We start from the raw sequence: 19,737 nt of genomic DNA on the forward strand, positions 1-19,737 counted from the left end.
TAAAGGGACACGAATATCCGAACAAAGGGAACTCCGAAAGGCCCTTTGTTTATTAGTGTTACGCACGCTTCGCGCGCGCGTACGTGAAGACGTTTAAACGCTAGATGCGCCTGTGTGTGTGTGTGTGTGTGTGTGTGTGTGTGTGTGTGTGTGTGTGTGTGTGTGTGTGTGTTAGCAAATTATTTGGAACTGCCAAATAATAAGCGTTAAAAGATGCAGAGAAATCAAAGTTTCTTTGCATCGGGCACGCACTGTGATGATATGTCGAGTTGTTTTTATTCATCGCGTGCAAAGGTAAGCAATTAATTTGTAAACAAGAAAGAAAAGCCGGAGAAATTTTCATGGTCTGCCATTACTTGACTTCGTCGGGCTTCGCCTGAACAGTCTTCTTGCTCCGTCTGAAGAGGTCGCTGAAGCTGTTGAAGTCTTTCTTCAGAATAAGCCCTATTCCTTGCGTGTTAAGACTGTTGCGGGTGAAATATCGGTCGTTGGTCTGATTGTACATGCGCACGGCAAAATTGCCGTTAGGGAACAACAGATAGCGCAGGTCGAAGTCGCCGATGAAGCTCGTCGTAGCATTGGCATTGTCGCGATAGCCGAACTGTCCGTTGAAGAGCAGTCGGTTGTTGAGCAGTCGGCCGCTCAGTATGCCCTCATACTCTGCGTTATTCCACCCCTCGTCACCCGTAGAGATGTTGGCCCCGAAGTTCCAATTCGTGTTATTGACAACACTACTCAACACATTGTTGATTTGCTGGCTGACCGTTCCACTGAGTAGGCTCTGCATGGCCAGACTGGTTTGACTCTGCCCCGTCTCCGTGGCAGCATTGTTGCTGCCTTGCGTGTAGAACCTGCCTATGGCAAGCAAATAGAGCACTTGTTGGTTCATTTCCTCTTCGCTGTTGATGAGGCTTAGAACCATTTGCTTGGCATCGTTGTTGAGCGTCGGCATATCGAGACTGAAGTCTACCTTGGGTGAAGCCGGCGTTCCTGTGATGTTCATCAGGCAATTCACGCGGATATTGCTGTTGGAGAAACTTCGGCCGATATTCAAGTCGGAGAGACTGACACCCTGCACGGTATATTGTGCCTTGAGGTTGAGGGCCGCAGCATAAGGGTCGCCACCAAAGCTGATGGTACCGCCCGGCATGAATTGGAAGTCTTTCTTGATGGCATTCTGGATTGTCAGCTTATAGATGCCATGGTCTATCAGATAGTTGCCGTAGAGGTCGAAGTTACCTTTATTATAATAGGTGGCACGTAACCCACCACTGCCGTTGAGGGCAATATAGTCTCCGCTGACGGGGTCCATGAGCAATTTGAGTGTAGCCTCGGGCGACACATTCATCAGGAAATTGATATGTATGTCGGTCGGTATATCATGGACTGCATCTTCTGTCTTTTGCTCTTGCGATGGAGATGCTTGTACGTGCAAATCGTCTCGGTCGCTCCAATGAATGAACTCCTGCTTAGAGACAGACGCTGGGCTTGCCACGTTATATACGATTTGACTGCCACGCTCGGCAGTGGCATTCACATCGATGACAACCTCTCCGCTCTTCCCGCGTATATTGCATTTACCGGTGGCATAGGCCGTACCATAAAACGTGTTGTCGCCGAAAGCGTGCGTATCATAGGAGAGCAGATTCCGGGCATCGACATTGATATCATAGCTCATCTTGGTCAGGTGTTGATGATACAGCGCACCGCTTAGAATGCCCTGATGCCCGTCACGGTCATAGATGGTGTCGTTAAGGAAACGAATTTCATTGGGGATAGCACGCACCTTGGCATGCTTTAGCGTGTATGACGTGTTGAGTGCACTTAGATGCAAGCTGCCATTGACAATGAGTTCCCCTGTGAGATTAATCTTGTCCAACGGTCCCGCAACTTGGACATTGCCATTGGCAAACGCATCTACACGATCGATGAAGCTGCCACAAAAACTTTTGAGGAACTCTATCCGCGTGCCGTTGGCCTTAATGTTCAATTCGATATTGTTCTTGCGGGGAGAAACGTAGCCTTGGATACTCGTCTCCAATGGCACATATCGTTCTCCCATACGATTGAGAACCGTATCCTTGGCGATGGCGTCTATATCTATCTGTCCTTCCTTTTCATTCCACCGTGAATCGGCATACAGCGTTCCCATACGACCGTCTTCAAATCGGAAATCATCGATTTGCAGTCTGGCAGAAGCAGAGGGCTTATTGAAAGCCGAGGCAATATAAGCCTTTCCACTTGCCTTACCGCTGAACTCCACCGCATGGAAGTTCACGAGATTGAGAATATACGCAATGTCCACATTCTTGAGCTCGGCGACGACAGAGTCTTTGGGATTAGGAGTAGCCAAGCCTGCTATAATAATATGTTGATTGCCATGCGTCACGGCAAAGTGGTCAATAGTAAGATGCTTGGCATGATAGACGATGTCGCCGGGTTGCACGACCCATGTGGTGCCATCGACAAGCACCTTGGACGTATGCACATTGACATGAGCCGCAGCCTTGCCCTGTATGTTGAAGAAATCGGTCTCTGTGTGCAACGACCCCGATATATTCTTTCCTTTCAGGTTCTTCCATGTCAGCACAGAGTTCAACTTATTATCGGCAGCCTTGGCTTGAATGTTCCAATACATGCCCTGCCCGTCTTCGCTCAATCTCCTGACATGAACGTTTGCCTTTAGCGTATCCGAAGGCGAAATTATCTTTACGTAACCGTGCTCGAAACGGTTACCGGCATAAGTGAATGCGGGGAGTTGAGCCGTCAGACTCATTTGTCGCCGATGGTCGTTGACAGCAGCCGACAAGCTTACAGGTCGTTCCAAATGGATATCTATGCCGAAAAGCTTTTGCAGCCAATCGCTTTTACTGATATTAGCATGAAGCACGAAGTTATTCCCACCGACTTGCTTTACGCGCGGCAATCCGGGAAGCGTCGGAAGACTGCCAGCCACGATGTTAATAATACTATTGGGCAAAGCTGCATAATTGCAATGCCCGATAAGCTGCAATCGGGCGAAGTCGCTCTGCAAGGTGACCGTGTGCTGAGCCCCACTCTGCACAGCCTCCAACTGCAGATTGTCCATACGATAACTGCTGTGAGGCGCCTGCATCTCAAAGTCTTTTATCGTTATCGTACCGTTCGCCGTGTTCAAGTCTTTTCCGCGGATATTGGCCGCAACTTCCATGCCGAAGCTCGTCGAGGGATACAGACTCGTCAGTTTCAAAGCCTGCGGATTGAAATGAGAAATACGGGCCGTGATGTTTGCTTCGGGCACACGCCCCATATTACTGAAACTTCCGTTGATTTGCAGCTTACCGTTGGCGTCGTCTATACCGAACTTCCCATTGAAACTCAACTGCCGGTTACGCTTTCGTATGACGGCATCAAGGTCGATATTGCGATAGGTGTAGCGGTTGTAATCGATATGACGGACCGTTCCCTGCGCCTTGACCTCCAAGAGCTGCTCTTGCACATGGCCATTTACTGAAAGCTTTGCGGCCATCGTTCCCAGCCGGTCGTCAGCGATGATTTTGCCCAGTGCTATCCCCTCCGTTTCGATACGCCCGTTGAAGCGCTTCCCGTTCAATCCCACAGACAGCCGTGCGTTTCCGGCATCCGTCCGCAGCACGCCCGTCATAGCAACGTCCTTCCCATAGCCGCCCGCGCTTCCCTTGAACTTCAGGTTGCCCAGCCGCGTGACTTCCAAAGGAATATTGACGCGCTTGCCTAAATTCTCGCTGATGAACTTAATGCCGTCGCCCCGCATGCTGAGGCTGTTGATATCTGCCGCCCAGCGCATCTTGTCCTGCCAATTGCTCACGGAGCCTTTAGCTGAAAGATAGATGCTCCGCCCGCTCACCTGCAACGAATATACCCTGACGGAACTGCTTGTGCCGCCAAGCGACGCAGAAACGTCTATCTTACGTTTGAACGATTTGAGTTCGGGAAGCAGGAACGATACGTCCGATGGCCGCACCACAGACCGGTCCAGCGTTGCTCTGTAACGGAGAGAAGGAAGTTGCAACCGACCGTCTTCAAAAGAATAATCGGCTGTCCCGTCTTTGATGCAAATGCTTGTGCCGGGCATCTTGACATTGAGATAAGCCAACACCGCCCGCCGTTTGTTGGCCGTGAACCTTGCAGACAACGAACGAAGCTCCGGCCCGCTCGCCTCTTTGAAAGCAAGTTTTTTTACGACGATATTGACACTGTCGTCGGTCAATGCGTTGAGAATGACATGCGCACTGATATCCGACACGTTCAGATGATTCAAATCCAACTGCCGCGCACCCTTGGCAGCAGCATCCAACTGGTTGTATTTCAGCCGGCCGTTGCGGACGATGAGCGACCCGATGCTCAAATCAAGCCCTCCCCCAGCGCGCTTGTCTTTCGAGGCCAGCGAGTCGAGCACGAACTGATAGTTAGGCTCGGCCGAGGCCGTGGGACGATAGGCATTGACCGACGCGCCGAACAGTTGGGCCGATGAGATGGCGACGCGCCCCTCGAACAGGGAAAAGACGTCTACCTTCACCGACACACGCGAAGAGGTCAGCAACTGCCGCCCCTGCCGGTCGCAAACCACCACATCGTCAATCACCAGACGGTTCAGAAAGCCCAGATCAACCTTGCCGACAGAGACCTTCGTCCCCAACTTCTCCTCCAGTGCACGTCCGGCCTCTCGCCCCACGAAGCCTTTGATTGCCGGAATGTGCAGCAATACGACGAGCGCAAAATACAGTCCTGCCAAGGTCCATACAGCGGCGTTAATAATATGTTTGAGTCTGTTCAGTTTATCCTCTCTAATGAAATTGCGTTGCAAACTTACACAAAAAATCTTGAAATCCGGGCCGGTTGCCCGAAAAAAGTTGGAACCACGCCCGGCGAAGCATAACGGGGAAAATGCACGATATACACGAGGATTCATCTCGATATGCGGGGCCGATAAAGTTGGACTGCGGTGGCCAATCGATTGTAAACCGCATTAAATTAATTGTAAACCGCATTACAATTAACGAATATTGTGAGCCGTGGAATTTCCTCCCGCAAGAAAATTTATTTTCTCCCGTATGCCCGAAAATTTCTTCCCGTATATAAATTTATTTTCTCCCGCAAAGAAATTTATTTTCATACGGGAGAAAATTTATTTCTTCCCGCAAGGAAATTTTCTTCCTCCTGTATGCTGAAAAATTTCTTTCCGTATGCCGTGAAATTTTCATCCATATGAAACTACAGTTTCAACCGTATGAAACTAAAGTTTCAACCGTATGGAACTTTTTCTCCTTCCGCAAGGTATGATAAGGCGGCGGGGTCGTCTTTTGACGGCGACGGTAGTTTTGTGGCAGGAATACACGGCATTTTTGACTTCTATGGGAATATATTGCCTTTTTTTCTTTCTTTTATGCTTATTTTTCCCTAATTTTGCAGCGGTCATTCAGACGGTTTTTTAAGCGAAAAGAATTATTCAATAGATAAATGTAGTTATGGCAAATGTTATTAAATTACGCAAAGGCTTGGACATCAACCTGCGGGGACGCGCCGACAAAGGAACCGTAGAACCGGTGAAGAGTGCCGATTGTGCACTGGTGCCGGAAAGTTTCGGAGGAGTTGTCCCCAAGGTGGTCGTGCGCGAGGGCGACAGCGTCAGGGCCGGCGACGCCTTGTTCGTGGACAAGAAACACCCGGAGGTGAAGTTCGCCTCTCCGGTGAGCGGAACGGTAGAGGCGATAGTGAGAGGCGACCGGCGCAAGGTTCTATGCGTTAAGGTGAAGGCCGACGAGGTTCAGCAATACGTGGCGTTCGGCCCGAAAGATGTTGCTTCGCTCGACGGCGAGGCCGTGAAGCAGGCCCTGCTCGAAGCGGGCTTGTTCGGGTATATCCAGCAGTTGCCTTACGCCGTGGCTACGACGCCCGACACCACGCCGAAAGCCATCTTCGTCTCTGCTTTCCGTGACATGCCTTTGGCCTCGGACTTTGAAGTGGAGTTGAAAGGCTATGAGAAGGATTTTCAGACTGGACTGACGGCTCTGTCGAAGATACAAAAGACGTATCTGGGAGTCGGCGTGCGGCAAACGGCATCTGCGCTTGTCGATGCAAAGGATGTCGAAATCAACGTTTTCGACGGCAAATGCCCGGCAGGAAACGTCGGCGTGCAGGTGAACCACGTTTCTCCTGTCAACAAAGGGGAAGTGGTTTGGACGGTAGACCCGGCGGCCGTTATCTTCATCGGCCGTCTGTTCAATACGGGAAAGGTTGACCTTCGCCGTGTCATTGCCGTTGCAGGCAGTGAGGTGAAAACGCCTTCCTACGTAGAGACGTTGGTAGGAACGTCGCTGGGAGCCGTACTTGAAGGTCGGCTGAAAGCTACGGAGCACGTGCGCATCATCAATGGCAATCCACTGACGGGGCGCAAGTCTACGCTCGAAGACTATGTCGGTGCGCACACTTCCGAAGTAACGGCTATTCCCGAAGGCGACGACAACAACGAACTGTTGGGGTGGATATTGCCGCGCGTCAATCAGTATTCCACGTCACGCAGCTATTTTTCTTGGCTCTTGAGAAAAAAGGAATACGACCTCGATGCCCGTGTCAAAGGTGGCGAGCGCCACATGATCATGAGCGGAGAGTACGATAAAGTGCTTCCTATGGATATCTATGGAGAGTATCTTATCAAGGCCATCATTGCAGAAGATATCGACAAGATGGAGCAATTGGGTATTTATGAAGTAAGCCCGGAAGACTTTGCTGTAGCTGAATTCGTTGACTCTTCCAAGTTGGAATTGCAAAAGATAGTACGTAATGGTCTTGATATGCTTCGTAAAGAGAATGCTTAATATTTAAGGATAAAAGAATTATGAGTCTAAGAAAATATCTTGATAACATCAAACCTACATTTGAAAAGGGTGGTAAACTCCATGCTTTCCGTAGTGTGTTTGACGGTTTGGAGACATTTCTGTATGTGCCTAATACCACATCAGTGAGTGGAACCAATATCCATGATGCGATTGATTCGAAGCGTATCATGAGCTTTGTTGTGATAGCTTTGCTTCCAGCTTTGCTCTTTGGAATGTATAATATAGGCTATCAGAACTTTGCTGCAGCAGGAAAATTGGCAGAAGCGTCTTTCTGGAACATGTTCATGTTTGGCTTTTTGGCCGTTCTCCCCAAGCTGATTGTCAGCTATGTTGTCGGCTTAGGCATTGAATTTGCATGGGCACAATGGAAAGGAGAAGAGATCCAAGAAGGCTATTTGGTCTCTGGTATTATCATTCCGATGATAGTTCCTGTCAGCTGTCCTTTGTGGATGTTGGCCTTAGCGTGTGCTTTTTCAGTGGTTTTCGTAAAGGAAATCTTCGGTGGAACAGGTATGAACATCTTCAATGTGGCAGTTGCTGCCCGTATGTTCTTGTTCTTCTCTTATTCAAGTGCAATGACAGGTGACCGCGTTTGGGTAGCTACCAACTCTATTTTTGGCTTGGGCAATACGCTTCCTGATACCTTTACCGCAGCTACCCCGCTTGGCCAATTGGCAACAGGTAGTATGCCTGATACATCATTGGCTGATATGATTATTGGCTTTATACCAGGTTCAATAGGCGAAACCAGCGTTATTGCTATTGCCATCGGAGCTGTTATTTTGTTATGGACAGGCATTGCCAGCTGGAAAACCATGGGCTCAGTATTTGCCGGTGGTATTGTGATGGCAGTGTTGTTCCATGCTTTGGGCATGACTCCTATACAATGGTATGAGCATATTGTGTTGGGTGGTTTCTGCTTTGGTGCCGTGTTCATGGCTACTGATCCTGTTACTTCTGCTCGTACAGAGACGGGAAAATACTACTATGGTTTCTTCATTGGTGCACTTGCAGTGATAGTTCGTGTGATGAATCCAGGTTTCCCCGAGGGCATGATGTTAGCGATTTTCTTCGGCAACATGATTGCTCCACTCATCGACTATTGCGTTGTTCAGTGCAACATCTCTCGTCGTGCAAAACGTGTAACGAATGAAAAATAAATAAGAGATTGATTATGAAGACAAATTCAAATTCATATACGATTATCTATTCTGCCGTTATCGTAGTCATTGTTGCTTTCCTTTTGGCTTTCGTATTTCAGGCTTTGAAACCAATGCAGGATGCCAATGTGGCACTTGATAAGAAGAAGCAGATACTGAATTCACTCAACATTCGTGACCTTAGCAATGAAGAAGCCGATGCCAAATACAAGGAAGTGGTCATTGCCGATGAAGTGATTGATGAAAAAGGGAAGATTGTTGAGGCTGGAACGCAAGGCGGTGAAAAAGCCGGTTTCAAGCTTGAAAGCAAGGATTATAAGGCAGGTAAGTTGGCTTTATATATCTGCAAAGTCAACGGTTCTCGCAAATATGTAATCCCTGTTTATGGTATGGGACTCTGGGGGCCTATCAGTGGGTATATCGCTTTAAATGAAGATAAGGCTACGGTCTACGGTGCCTATTTCAATCATGAAAGTGAGACTGCAGGCTTAGGTGCAGAAATTAAGGACAATGTTGCTTGGCAGGAAAAGTTCCAGGGCAAGAAAGTTTTTACGTCAGGTGACGATAAAACTATTGCACTTGGAGTTGAAAAGAATGTCACCGACCCTGCAACACAGGTTGACGCCGTAACAGGTGCTACACTGACCAGTAATGGTGTGCGTGACATGTTGCATGAAGCTTTGGGCAAGTATCTGACATTCTTGAATGATAAATAACCCTTATAATAACAGCAGAAGATGAGTTTATTCAGTAAACAAAATAAAGAAGCATTTATCAATCCGCTGAACCTTGATAACCCAATCTTAGTTCAAGTGCTTGGTATCTGCAGTGCATTGGCTGTCACTTCACAGCTGAAGCCAGCTATTGTCATGGGACTTGCCGTTACAATCATTACGGCTTTCTCTAATGTTATCATTGCTTCTATCCGCAAAACCATTCCAATGCGCATCCGTATCATTGTTCAATTGGTGGTCGTTGCTGCTTTGGTAACTATTGTCAGTCAGATATTGAAGGCTGTAGCTTATGATGTCAGCGTGCAGTTGTCGGTCTATGTCGGGCTGATTATCACCAACTGTATCCTCATGGGGCGTCTTGAGGCTTTTGCAATGATGAATAAACCTTGGCCAAGTTTCCTTGATGGAGTAGGTAATGGTTTAGGGTATGCGTTGATTTTAGTTATTGTAGGTGCTTTCCGTGAATTGTTGGGACGTGGCAGTTTGCTTGGTTTCCAATTGATACCGCAGTCAGTCTACGATGCAGGTTATATGAATAATGGTATGATGACGATGCCGGCCATGGCCTTAATTCTTGTAGGTTGTGTCATTTGGGTACATCGTGCCTATTTTTATAAAGAGAAATAAATAAAGTAGAAATAAGATGGAACATATCATTTCATTGTTTTTCCGTTCGATATTTGTCGACAACATGATCTTTGCTTTCTTCCTCGGCATGTGTTCATTCCTTGCCGTAAGCAAGAATGTAAAGACTTCCTTCGGGCTTGGTATGGCTGTAACCTTTGTGCTGTTCGTAACGGTTCCGGTTGATTATCTGCTCCAAACCAAGGTGCTTGGGCCCAACTGTTTGATTGAAGGAGTCGACCTTTCCTATTTGAGTTTCATTCTCTTCATTGCTGTTATTGCCGGCATTACGCAGTTGGTAGAGATGACAGTTGAAAAGTATTCGCCGTCACTTTATTCAGCTTTAGGTATTTTCTTGCCTTTGATTGCCGTCAACTGTGCTATCATGGGAGCCTCTCTCTTCATGCAGCAGCGCATCAATCTTGATCCAAGCAACACGCAGTATATCGGCAATGTGGCTGATGCTGTCGTCTACGCTATCGGTTCCGGACTCGGCTGGACATTAGCTATTGTGCTCATGGGTGCCATTCGTGAAAAGATGCAGTATAGTGATATTCCAAAGCCACTGCAAGGGCTTGGCATCACGTTTATCACCGTTGGACTCATGGCAATGGCCATGATGGTGTTCAGCGGACTTAAAATATAATAAGGTATATGGAACAGTTCATTTTATCAAGCATAGGGGTATTCCTCATCATCATACTCCTTCTCGTCGTTATGCTGCTTGTAGCCAAGAAATATCTCAGCCCAAGCGGTAACGTAAAAATAGAAATCAATGGCGATAGAACGATAGAGGTGCCACAGGGCAGCAGCGTGATGGCGACCCTCAACGAGAATGGTATTTTCCTGCCTTCTGCCTGCGGTGGTAAGGCCAGCTGTGGGCAATGCAAGTTGCAGGTGCTTGAAGGTGGTGGTGAAATCCTCGACTCTGAAAAACCTCATTTCACGCGGAAACAAATTAAAGATCATTGGCGATTAGGCTGTCAGTGCAAGGTAAAGGGCGACTTGAAAGTCAAAGTTCCCGAGAGTGTCATGGGTGTAAAAGAGTGGGAGTGTACTGTCATTTCCAATCAGAATGTAAGTTCTTTCATCAAGGAATTCAAGGTGTCATTGCCTCCCGGAGAGCATATGGACTTCATCCCCGGCTCGTATGCACAGATTAAAATCCCAGCATACGATTGCATCGACTATGATAAAGACTTCGATAAGGCACTCATTGGCGAGGAATATATAGGTGCATGGAAGAAGTTCAATATCTTCTCTCTCAAAGCACATAACCCCGAACCTACCGTTCGCGCTTATTCCATGGCCAACTATCCTGCCGAGGGCGACATCATTACGCTTACCGTCCGTATTGCCACAACGCCTTTCCTTCCACGTCCGCAAATAGGTTTCCAAAACGTGCCTACAGGTATCGGATCCTCTTATATCTTCTCTCTCAAGCCTGGAGATAAGGTGATGATGAGTGGGCCTTATGGCGACTTCCACCCGAATTTCACTTCCGGTAAGGAGATGATTTGGATTGGTGGTGGAGCGGGTATGGCACCGTTGCGTGCACAAATCATGCACATGACAAAGACGTTGCATACAACCGACCGCGAAATGCACTTCTTCTATGGTGCACGAGCCTTGGGTGAGGCTTTCTTCCTTGAGGACTTCTGGGAGCTTGAAAAGGAATATCCAAACTTCCATTTCCATCTTTCGCTCGACCAAGCAGACCCGAAGGCTGATGCAGCGGGTGTGAAATACTATACAGGTTTTGCTGTTAATTGCATTCGTGACACCTATTTGAAGGATCATGAGGCACCTGAAGATTGCGAGTATTATCTCTGTGGTCCTCCAATGCTTATCAAGACAGTGACCGATTATCTGGATAGTCTTGGTGTTGATCAAGATGCAATCATGTATGATAACTTCGGTTAATCCAACCGGAAATCCATCAACGAGGGTGCATCAAAATATAGATTTTGATGTATTCTCTTTCCCCGTTATAATTTAACGATTGCCCCAATAGGCGATTTTGTAGTCGAAGGACTACAAAGTATAATTTTTGTTTTTCAATCATCCGACGTCTCGGACGACCATTCTTTTTTACATTTTTTATCTTCCGCCGTGGTGGAAGAACATTTCTTTTACGTTTTTTATCTTCCGCCATGGCGGAAGAATGTTCTTTTTACATTTTTTATATTCCGCCGTGATGGAAGAACGTTTCTTTTACATTTTTTATCTTCCGCCATGGCGGAAGAACGTTCTTTTTCGATTTTACTATCTTCCGCCACGGCGGAAGAACGTCCTTTTCTTATTTTCCTATCTTCCCCCGTAGAGGAAGAATATTCTTTCTCCATTGGCTTTATCGAACTCACATTTTTTTAAGTATATGAGGAAAAATCCTAATGAATTGGTTGGGTTAACAAAGTATTTGAAGAATGCGCTCGGCGCTCCGGCCGTCCCATCGATCGGGTAGAGTGGCTTTCTTCCATTGTCCTGACATCATATCGGAAACAGAGGAAGACAACAATTCGGGGTCTTCGCCCACCAGAACATTTGTTCCCTGCTTCACGGTCTCGATGTGTTCCGTATAACTGTTGACCGTGATGCACGGAACCTGATTGAAAGTAGCCTCCTCTGCAACGTTCCCGCTGTCGGTAATAAGCCCATAGGCATTGGCCGTAATATATGCAAAGTCAAGATAGCTCTGCGGTTCGATCAATATAAAGAATGACGGACTACCGATTTCTGCCAATATTTCTTTCACCATCATGGCCGCTTCCGAACGCAATGGAGCGAGTATTGGCATGGCTGTGCCTTTCATTCCGTTGATCATCGCTTTGATGAGCAGAGACAAATGTGGCTTGTCGCCTATAAGGGCCTTACGGTTGAGTGTGAAAACAAGATATCCCTTCTCTTTGAGTCCGACTCGGTCTAATAGCTTTGGACGTTGCAAACGATTGTGATAATAGCGCAGGTTGTCAATCAAGATATTGCCCACCATGTAAACCTTGCTAAGCTCTGCGCCTTCCTTGTTGGCAATGTTATTGTTGCTTATGCCTGCCGTAAAGAGGATATCACTCAGACCGTCTATGACTAAACGGTTGATTTCTTTCGGCATGGCGATATCGAAGCTGCGCGTACCTGCTGCAATATGAGCCAGCTTGATGCCTTGCTTTTTTGTGACAATGGCTATTGCCATCGTGCTGGCAAGGTCGTCTACGACGATAACAACATCGGTGGGATATTTTTGCAGATAGCGTTCGAACTTCGACATCACTTGCCCTGTAAGTTCATTCAGATTCTCACAGTCCACATCTAAGTAAAAATCGGGACGATCTATCTCAAGGTCTTTGAAAAGCGAGTCCTCGAGGGTAGGATCGTCCTGCTTTCCCGTATAAATAAGCCGAGAGTTAATGGTTTCGTAGCTCTTATTGTTTCTAATGGCTCGAATAATCGGAGCAACCTTCATAAAATTCGGACGAGCTCCACAGACAATTGCAATATTCATAACTTATAGCATTTTGTCACAAAAGTAGGAATTTATAATGAAACCATGAAACAAAAGCGGAACCATTTTCAATCAAGCTTGAAAAGTTCTTTAATTCCACCGATGCTTCCCATGAGATTGGTTGCCTCATAGGGAAGAAAGACCGTCTTTGTCTTGTCTCCATGTGCAACCTCCTGCATCATCTGAATATATTTTTGGGCAAGGAGATAGTTCGCCGGATTCGTACTTTTGCCTACTGCTTCTGTAATCTTACCGATTGCGATGGCCTCCGCCTCGGCCTTACGTATCCGAGCCGTTGCTTCACCCTCTGCATTAAGGATAGCCTGTTGTTTGGCCGCTTCCGCCTTGTTAATCATGGCTGCCTTGTCGCCTTCACTCTGCAATATCTGTGCCTGCTTATCGCCTTCACTTGTCAAGATTGTGGCACGCTTGTTACGTTCTGCCTGCATTTGCTTTTCCATGGCCTGAAGCACACTTTGTGGAGGAGTTATGTCTTGGAGTTCAACTCGGTTGACCTTTATTCCCCACTTATTGGTGGCATCGTCAAGCACGCCGCGCAGTTTCGTGTTAATGATATCGCGGCTGGTGAGTGTTTGATCCAATTCCATTTCTCCGATAATGTTACGCAATGTTGTCTGCGTCAGCTTCTCGATGGCGTTAGGAAGATTGTTGATTTCATAGACCGCCTTGAAAGAATCAACTATCTGGAAATACAACAAGGCATTGATCTGCATTTGGATATTATCCTTGGTTATCACATTCTGACGGGCGAAATCATACACTTGCTCGCGCAGGTCAATGGTATTCGTATAGACATAACGCCCATTATGCATTGCCACGATGGTTTTGGCACGATCTATAAAAGGTATGATAAGATTGATACCCGGCTTGAGCGTAGCATAATATTTACCCAAGCGTTCGACTATCTTTGTTTCACTCTGTGGAATAATCACCACGGTCATTTTGATAAAAATGATAGCCAATACGACGATGGCCAACAATGCATAGAATCCGATATTCATAATTCAACGTATTAAATGGTTTTATATTATATCACTCTTACGGTCACGATAATGGAGTCGCGACCTATGATTTCGACCTTTCTCCCCTGCTCTATCGTCTCCGGCATTTCTGCGACAGCCTTCCATTCGTCACCATCAACCTTCACATAACCACTGTGACCGGGAGAAATCGGTGCAATGACCGTTCCTATACGTCCAATCAAAGCATCGGCGTTGCTGAGACGCTCCTCACCACCGGCATGCAACCGCCGGAGAAGTTTTGGTCGGATAAACCAGATACTCAGCACAGAGCAAACGGCCCATACCAAGACCTGTGCCCAAAAAGGAACGATAAACGAAGCTCCCATGGCTATCAAGGCACCAATAGCAAAGCACGTGACGAAGAAATCACCCGAACTCAATTCCAAGATAAGACAACCAAACATGATAATTGCCCAAATTAGCCATAAATTTCCTACGATGTAATCTATCATGGTTCGAATATTTGATATTGTTCTGTTCATCAAAATATGCCTGCAAATATAAATCAAAAACCACTAACAACAAAACCTTTTGACAATTATTTGCAAGAATAAACCACAGAAAGCTTTATTCTATGAGTTGACACGGACGTATCCGCTCACAAATTAGAAAGTGTCCCGAGACATCGGATTGACAGAAAACAAAAAGGGAATGTTCGTCCGACTGCTCGAATGATAAAAAAATAAAGAAGCTTTAGGTCACAGCTTATTTCATCGATTCGTATTCAACATGGAAAAAGGGTAATTGAAAGTCAGAATGGTCTGATTCAAATAATAGGAACGCGACACAGAACGGCCGATTATTAAATGCTTAAAAGTGTTAATTAAACATGTATGACATGAAAAACGAGGGGAAGAAAGATACAAGTTGTTTCAAAAAGTAGTAAATTTACACCCAAAATATTAATTCACCTAAATAATCACTCATGTTTATGAGAAACTTAAAAGGACTTTTATTCGGAGTGGGAATGGCAAGTATGCTGTTCTCCGCATGCGATACAAAGCATGCACAGCTGACTGTTTCGGGTCTGAACCCTACAGCTTTTGACTCAATTATCAATGGTAAAAAGACCGAGTTGATAACGCTTTCCAATCAAAATGGTATGGAAGTATGTCTGACAAACTATGGTGGACGCGTGGTATCCATTGTTGTTCCCGACAAGGATAACCAGCCTACAGACGTAGTTTTGGGCTATGACAACCTTGCACAGTATGCAGACACCATCAACAGTCCGTCAGATTATGGTTCAACCGTGGGGCGTTATGCCAATCGTATCAAGGATTCAAAAATCAGCGTGAATGGCAAGGAATACCATTTGAGAGCGAATGATAATGGCAACAGCCTCCATGGCGGTGGGAATACGGGGTGGATGCATCAGATTTATGCCATTAAGGCAAAGACTGACAGTTCGGTTGTCTTCAGTCTTACGGCAAGCGACGGCGAGAACGGCTTCCCCGGAACCGTTAAAGTAACGGCCACCTATACCGTGAAAAGCGACAACACGCTTGATATCGTCTTTGAAGCAACCACCGACAAGGAGACCGTCATCAACATGACCAATCACTCTTATTTCAATCTAAATGGTGACCCGTCAAAAGAAGGCTTCGACCAAGTAATGTACATTAATGCAGACAAGTTCACTCCAAGTGACAAGCTTTATATACCAACAGGCGAAATTAAGAATGTTGCAGGAACACCGATGGATTTCCGTAAACCCACTGCCATTGCCGACAAATATGACACATCGTTCGACCAAATCAAGAATGCAACAGGCTTCGATCATAATTGGTGTCTGAACACCTATAAGAACGGAAAGGGTGACGACAAGACCGTTGCTGCAAGCCTTTATTCACCAAAGACAGGTATTTTACTCCAGGTCTTCACCAATGAGCCGGGCCTACAAGTTTATACTGGCAACTTTCAAGGCACGGGCATAGCCTGCAAGCACAGCATCAAATACCCCAAGCACGTGAGCGTCTGCTTTGAAAGTCAGAAATATCCCGACTCTCCAACGAAGATTGTTACAAAGACAAAGGGTTGGGAGCTCTCCAATCCTTACCTCAAACCGGGCGAGAAATACTATAGCCACTTGGCTTATAAGTTCTCCGTACAAGAAACATCTACGAAATAATCTTATAGCAAAAACCTAATAACAAACTAACAATGAACAGTATTTCAGAAGCAATAAGCCTATCGGGCTTCAAAACCGTCGATATGCTTATCCTTGTATGTTACCTTGTATTGCTGGTAGGCCTCGGCCTGTTCCTCAGCCGCAACAAGGATGGAAAAGAAAAGAGTGCAAACGACTATTTCCTTGCCGGCAACACACTGACATGGTGGGCCGTAGGAGCCTCGCTGATTGCCGCCAACATCTCTGCCGAGCAGTTTATCGGCATGTCGGGCACGGGTTTTCGCGACGGCATCGCCATTGCTGCCTACGAAGTGATGGCCGCAGTGACCTTGATTGTCATCGGTAAATTCCTTTTGCCCGTGATGCTCGACCGCAAGATTTTTACGATTCCACAATTCCTGCGCGAACGCTACAATGATGGTGTAGGCCTTGCTTTCTCCATTCTGTGGCTTTTCCTCTACGTCTTCGTCAACCTCACCTCGGTGGCTTGGCTGGGCGCATTGGCCATCGAACAGATTTTGGGCCTGCAAGGGCTTTCGGTCAGCATCTTCGGACTAACGGTTTCCATGCGTATGCTGATTATCCTCGGTCTGTTCATCGTCGCCGGACTCTACTCTATCTATGGCGGTCTGGCCTCAGTTGCATGGACCGACGTAATGCAGGTGACGTTCCTTGTGGGCGGTGGTCTGATTACGGCCTACATTGCTTTGAGCGAGATGGGCAAAGTGTTCGGAACCGACGCACTCGGCGCCTTGTCTCGCGTTTATGCAGACCTGACAACGGGCACACATGCCAACGACGTGCACTTCCACTTGGTCATTCAAGAGAGCCACAACGCGCAAGCCTTCAGCAACGTGCCGGGTATCGCTGCCGTGGTGGGCGGTGTCTGGCTGACGAACTTGGGCTACTGGGGCTTTAACCAGTATATCATTCAGAAGGGATTGGCCGCCAAGAGCATCAACGAAGCCAAGAAGGGCCTTGTCTTCGCAGGCTTCCTGAAGATTTTGATACCCTTCATCGTCGTCTTGCCGGGCATCTGCGCCTATTATATCATGCAGGATCCGCAGGCATTTTCAAGCATGCACCTTGCCGGCAACATTGAGAGAGCAGATGATGCATACCCATGGCTTATCCGCAATTTCACCCCGACGGGCATCAAGGGCCTGAGTTTCGCAGCTTTGGCCGCAGCCATCATCTCGTCGCTGGCTTCAATGTTCAACTCCACCTCTACCCTCTTCACGATGGACATCTACAAGAAATACATCAACAAAGAGGCGAAAGACAAGACGCTGGTCAACGTGGGCCGCGTGGTGGCCGTAGCCGCATTGGTCATCGCCTTGATAGCCGTAGAGCCGCTGTTGGGCGGGCTCGATCAGGCATTTCAGTATATTCAGGAATACTCGGGCTTCATCTATCCGGGCATTATCGTCGTGTTCGGACTGGGACTCCTATGGAAGCGTGCCTCTTCCACGGCCGCCGTATGGACCGCCATTCTCACCATTCCGATGGGCGTGCTGTTCAAGGTGATGCTGCCCGACGTGGCCTTCCAATTCCGCGCGGGCTACATCTTCATCATTCTGTTTGTCTTCTTCGTCGTCGTGACCTATCTCGACAAGCAATACATTCAATGCGAACTCCCCTCGGCAGCCGACCGACAGCAGATGTTGCGCTGGGCGAAAGTCTTGGGCGGGGCAGGCATACTGATGATTGTTGCCGCGGCAGTCGTCACCGTTCTCGGTGTGCTCCGGCCGGGCGGCAACCCCGACACGAGCACGATTGCCTATCTGAATGACATCGGCTTTCAGGCCTTCTACTTCTTCGGCGTGCTCACGGGCTCGTCTGCCGTCTGGCTGTACAGCAACTCGAAGGATACGGTGCAAGACGTAAAGGCACTGCCCGTCAACCTGAAACTCTTTGCAACGGACAGGGCATACACATTAGGCACATGCGGCATCGTGCTCATCACTTTCCTGCTGTATGCCCTTCTGTGGTAAGAACGCACCGAGCAGGCATCTCCAATCAGAGCCGTCTCTCTTTTCAAAGAGAGGGGGATGTAATTTAAATTAGAGGGGGATGTAATTTAAAAGAGAGGGGGATGTAATTTAAATGAGAGGGGGATGTCGCGAGCGTGAGACCCGGGTCTCGCAAGAATGAGACCGGGATGTCACGAGCGTGAGACCCGGGTCTTGCGAGAATGAGACGGGGATGTAGTAAAAACCAGTGGGAGAACGGTGTCGCTTTCGGCATACCACTCCCGTTCAAACAAAAAGCAAATAAAGATATGACAAATTATTATGGTGAACATGCCAAACAATATGTATCGGTCGATTGTATCGTGTTTGGCTTTGAAGAAAACAAGTTAAGACTACTTCTCGGAAAACGAAATATGGACCCGGGACGCGGTGAGCTCTCGCTCTACGGCGGCTTCGTCGGAGAGAAGGAAAGCCTTTCCGATGCGGCCTCGAGGGTGCTGCAAGACCTGACGGGATTGAGCAAACTCTACATGAAACAGGTCGGGGCCTTCGGCAACATCGACCGCGACCCCGGCGAGCGTGTGATTTCAATCGTCTATTGCGCACTCATCAATGTCAAAGACTATGACGATCAGCTGCGCATTCAGCATGGATTGGAATGGGTGAATCTGGATGAGATGCCGAAGCTCTACTCCGATCACAACATCATGGTCGACAAGGCGATTACGATGCTCCGCCGCCGTGTGAACACCGAACCGCTGAGTTTTAATCTGCTTCCCGATCTGTTCACGCTGACCCAGCTGCAACATGTTTACGAGGCTATTCTGGGTGAAGCCATCGATAAGCGCAATTTCAGAAAGCGCATCAAGCAGATCGACTTCATCGAAAAGACCAATCAGATAGACAAAATAACGTCGAAACGCGGAGCCGCACTCTATCGCTTCAACAAACGCGCATACGAAGACGACCCGAATTTCAAGTTATAAAGACAAAACGAAAAATATCAGAACAATGTTAGAAGAACTAAAAGAAAAGGTTTTCAAGGCAAATCTTGACCTTGTGACGCACCGGCTTGTTATCTTCACATGGGGAAATGTTTCAGGCATCGACCGCGAACGGAAATTGGTTGTTATCAAACCCTCCGGCGTTGATTACGACAATATGAAGGCTTCGGACATGGTTGTTGTCGACCTGCAGAGCGGGAAGGTTGTCGAGGGCGACCTCTATCCGTCGTCCGACACCCCGACACATCTGGAGCTCTACCGCAGCTTCCCGGAGATAGGCGGCATTGTCCACACCCACTCCACCTACGCTACGGCGTGGGCACAGACGGGCTGCGACATTCCCAACATCGGCACGACGCATGCCGACTACTTCCACGATGCTATTCCCTGCACCGACGACATGGTGAAGGAGCAGATGGCCGATTACGAACTGAACACGGGTGTGGTGATTGTCGACAAGTTTAGAAAAGACAATATCAACTACGTGCACACACCCGGCGTCTTGGTGAAGAACCACGGCCCGTTCTCTTGGGGAAAAGACCCCGATAACGCCGTATATAACGCTGTTGTGATGGAACAAGTAGCCAAAATGGCCTTCATCTCTTTCAGTATCAACCCACAAACAACCATGAACCCATTGTTGGTGGAGAAGCATTTTAACCGCAAGCACGGCCCTAACGCCTATTACGGGCAGAAGAAGAAATAAGTATCA

General features: G+C 47.6%; 15 protein-coding genes. 10 read left to right on the forward strand and 5 right to left on the reverse strand.

Going from position 1 to position 19,737, the window contains the following annotated elements; all coding sequences use genetic code 11:
- Window positions 1-352: 352 nt before the first annotated feature.
- The gene (locus H164_RS0103410; protein ID WP_019967320.1) at window positions 353-4,930 is read right to left on the reverse strand and encodes a translocation/assembly module TamB domain-containing protein; all 4,578 of its coding nucleotides are present in this window, start codon (window positions 4,928-4,930) and stop codon (window positions 353-355) included.
- A gap of 556 nt (window positions 4,931-5,486) precedes the next feature.
- Here H164_RS0103410 and H164_RS0103430 point away from each other — a divergent pair.
- From H164_RS0103430 to nqrF, 6 genes are read left to right on the forward strand one after another with little or no spacing between them, the layout of a single operon-like run.
- A complete protein-coding gene (locus H164_RS0103430; protein ID WP_019967324.1) occupies window positions 5,487-6,836 on the forward strand; it encodes a Na(+)-translocating NADH-quinone reductase subunit A in 1,350 nt (449 codons plus the stop codon).
- Between the two features lie 20 nt (window positions 6,837-6,856).
- On the forward strand, window positions 6,857-8,017 hold the full coding sequence (locus tag H164_RS0103435; RefSeq protein WP_019967325.1) for an NADH:ubiquinone reductase (Na(+)-transporting) subunit B: 1,161 nt from the start codon (window positions 6,857-6,859) through the stop codon (window positions 8,015-8,017).
- Window positions 8,018-8,031: 14 nt separating this feature from the next.
- Entirely contained in the window at window positions 8,032-8,733 is a 702-nt protein-coding gene (gene nqrC, locus H164_RS0103440) for an NADH:ubiquinone reductase (Na(+)-transporting) subunit C (protein ID WP_019967326.1), read from the forward strand.
- A 21-nt stretch (window positions 8,734-8,754) separates the two neighbouring features.
- Window positions 8,755-9,378, forward strand: a complete 624-nt coding sequence (locus H164_RS0103445; RefSeq protein WP_004374977.1) for an NADH:ubiquinone reductase (Na(+)-transporting) subunit D — start codon at window positions 8,755-8,757, stop codon at window positions 9,376-9,378.
- Between the two features lie 16 nt (window positions 9,379-9,394).
- A complete protein-coding gene (nqrE, locus tag H164_RS0103450; RefSeq protein ID WP_019967327.1) occupies window positions 9,395-10,021 on the forward strand; it encodes an NADH:ubiquinone reductase (Na(+)-transporting) subunit E in 627 nt (208 codons plus the stop codon).
- Between the two features lie 8 nt (window positions 10,022-10,029).
- A complete protein-coding gene (nqrF, locus tag H164_RS0103455; RefSeq protein ID WP_019967328.1) occupies window positions 10,030-11,298 on the forward strand; it encodes an NADH:ubiquinone reductase (Na(+)-transporting) subunit F in 1,269 nt (422 codons plus the stop codon).
- Between the two features lie 218 nt (window positions 11,299-11,516).
- Here nqrF and H164_RS15425 read toward each other — a convergent pair whose 3' ends face one another.
- The 4 genes from H164_RS15425 to H164_RS0103470 all read right to left on the reverse strand — a co-directional run bounded on the left by H164_RS15425 (window position 11,517) and on the right by H164_RS0103470 (window position 14,369).
- Complete coding sequence (locus tag H164_RS15425) at window positions 11,517-11,720, reverse strand: hypothetical protein (protein WP_154652097.1); 204 nt, start codon at window positions 11,718-11,720, stop codon at window positions 11,517-11,519.
- Window positions 11,721-11,782: 62 nt separating this feature from the next.
- Window positions 11,783-12,874 carry a UDP-N-acetyl glucosamine 2-epimerase gene (locus H164_RS0103460; RefSeq protein ID WP_019967329.1) on the reverse strand — a complete coding sequence of 364 codons (1,092 nt, stop codon included), beginning with the start codon at window positions 12,872-12,874 and terminating at the stop codon, window positions 11,783-11,785.
- Window positions 12,875-12,942: 68 nt separating this feature from the next.
- Window positions 12,943-13,896: an SPFH domain-containing protein gene (locus H164_RS0103465; RefSeq protein ID WP_008564170.1), complete on the reverse strand. Its 954-nt coding sequence runs from the start codon at window positions 13,894-13,896 to the stop codon at window positions 12,943-12,945.
- Between the two features lie 26 nt (window positions 13,897-13,922).
- The gene (locus H164_RS0103470) at window positions 13,923-14,369 is read right to left on the reverse strand and encodes an NfeD family protein (RefSeq protein ID WP_019967330.1); all 447 of its coding nucleotides are present in this window, start codon (window positions 14,367-14,369) and stop codon (window positions 13,923-13,925) included.
- Between the two features lie 479 nt (window positions 14,370-14,848).
- On the opposite strand from H164_RS0103470, the gene H164_RS0103475 reads away from it, so the two are divergent.
- The 4 genes from H164_RS0103475 to H164_RS0103490 all read left to right on the forward strand — a co-directional run bounded on the left by H164_RS0103475 (window position 14,849) and on the right by H164_RS0103490 (window position 19,731).
- Entirely contained in the window at window positions 14,849-16,048 is a 1,200-nt protein-coding gene (locus H164_RS0103475; protein WP_025830224.1) for an aldose epimerase family protein, read from the forward strand.
- 32 nt (window positions 16,049-16,080) lie between these two features.
- A complete protein-coding gene (locus H164_RS0103480; protein ID WP_019967332.1) occupies window positions 16,081-18,042 on the forward strand; it encodes a sodium/sugar symporter in 1,962 nt (653 codons plus the stop codon).
- Window positions 18,043-18,329: 287 nt separating this feature from the next.
- A complete protein-coding gene (locus tag H164_RS0103485; RefSeq protein WP_025830222.1) occupies window positions 18,330-19,007 on the forward strand; it encodes an NUDIX hydrolase in 678 nt (225 codons plus the stop codon).
- A 25-nt stretch (window positions 19,008-19,032) separates the two neighbouring features.
- Window positions 19,033-19,731: an L-ribulose-5-phosphate 4-epimerase gene (locus H164_RS0103490; RefSeq protein WP_019967334.1), complete on the forward strand. Its 699-nt coding sequence runs from the start codon at window positions 19,033-19,035 to the stop codon at window positions 19,729-19,731.
- Window positions 19,732-19,737: the final 6 nt, after the last annotated feature.

The sequence above is a fragment of the Segatella maculosa DSM 19339 = JCM 15638 genome (genome assembly GCF_000382385.1).
Lineage (GTDB): Bacteria > Bacteroidota > Bacteroidia > Bacteroidales > Bacteroidaceae > Prevotella > Prevotella maculosa.

Bases quoted from the DNA above. Each gene is read 5' to 3' on its own strand.
- H164_RS0103410 (WP_019967320.1), bottom strand. From the start codon at position 4,930: ATGAATCCTCGTGTATATCGTGCATTTTCCCCGTTATGCTTCGCCGGG.
- H164_RS0103430 (WP_019967324.1), top strand. From the start codon at position 5,487: ATGGCAAATGTTATTAAATTACGCAAAGGCTTGGACATCAACCTGCGG.
- H164_RS0103435 (WP_019967325.1), top strand. From the start codon at position 6,857: ATGAGTCTAAGAAAATATCTTGATAACATCAAACCTACATTTGAAAAG.
- nqrC (WP_019967326.1), top strand. From the start codon at position 8,032: ATGAAGACAAATTCAAATTCATATACGATTATCTATTCTGCCGTTATC.
- H164_RS0103445 (WP_004374977.1), top strand. From the start codon at position 8,755: ATGAGTTTATTCAGTAAACAAAATAAAGAAGCATTTATCAATCCGCTG.
- nqrE (WP_019967327.1), top strand. From the start codon at position 9,395: ATGGAACATATCATTTCATTGTTTTTCCGTTCGATATTTGTCGACAAC.
- nqrF (WP_019967328.1), top strand. From the start codon at position 10,030: ATGGAACAGTTCATTTTATCAAGCATAGGGGTATTCCTCATCATCATA.
- H164_RS15425 (WP_154652097.1), bottom strand. From the start codon at position 11,720: ATGGAGAAAGAATATTCTTCCTCTACGGGGGAAGATAGGAAAATAAGA.
- H164_RS0103460 (WP_019967329.1), bottom strand. From the start codon at position 12,874: ATGAATATTGCAATTGTCTGTGGAGCTCGTCCGAATTTTATGAAGGTT.
- H164_RS0103465 (WP_008564170.1), bottom strand. From the start codon at position 13,896: ATGAATATCGGATTCTATGCATTGTTGGCCATCGTCGTATTGGCTATC.
- H164_RS0103470 (WP_019967330.1), bottom strand. From the start codon at position 14,369: ATGATAGATTACATCGTAGGAAATTTATGGCTAATTTGGGCAATTATC.
- H164_RS0103475 (WP_025830224.1), top strand. From the start codon at position 14,849: ATGAGAAACTTAAAAGGACTTTTATTCGGAGTGGGAATGGCAAGTATG.
- H164_RS0103480 (WP_019967332.1), top strand. From the start codon at position 16,081: ATGAACAGTATTTCAGAAGCAATAAGCCTATCGGGCTTCAAAACCGTC.
- H164_RS0103485 (WP_025830222.1), top strand. From the start codon at position 18,330: ATGACAAATTATTATGGTGAACATGCCAAACAATATGTATCGGTCGAT.
- H164_RS0103490 (WP_019967334.1), top strand. From the start codon at position 19,033: ATGTTAGAAGAACTAAAAGAAAAGGTTTTCAAGGCAAATCTTGACCTT.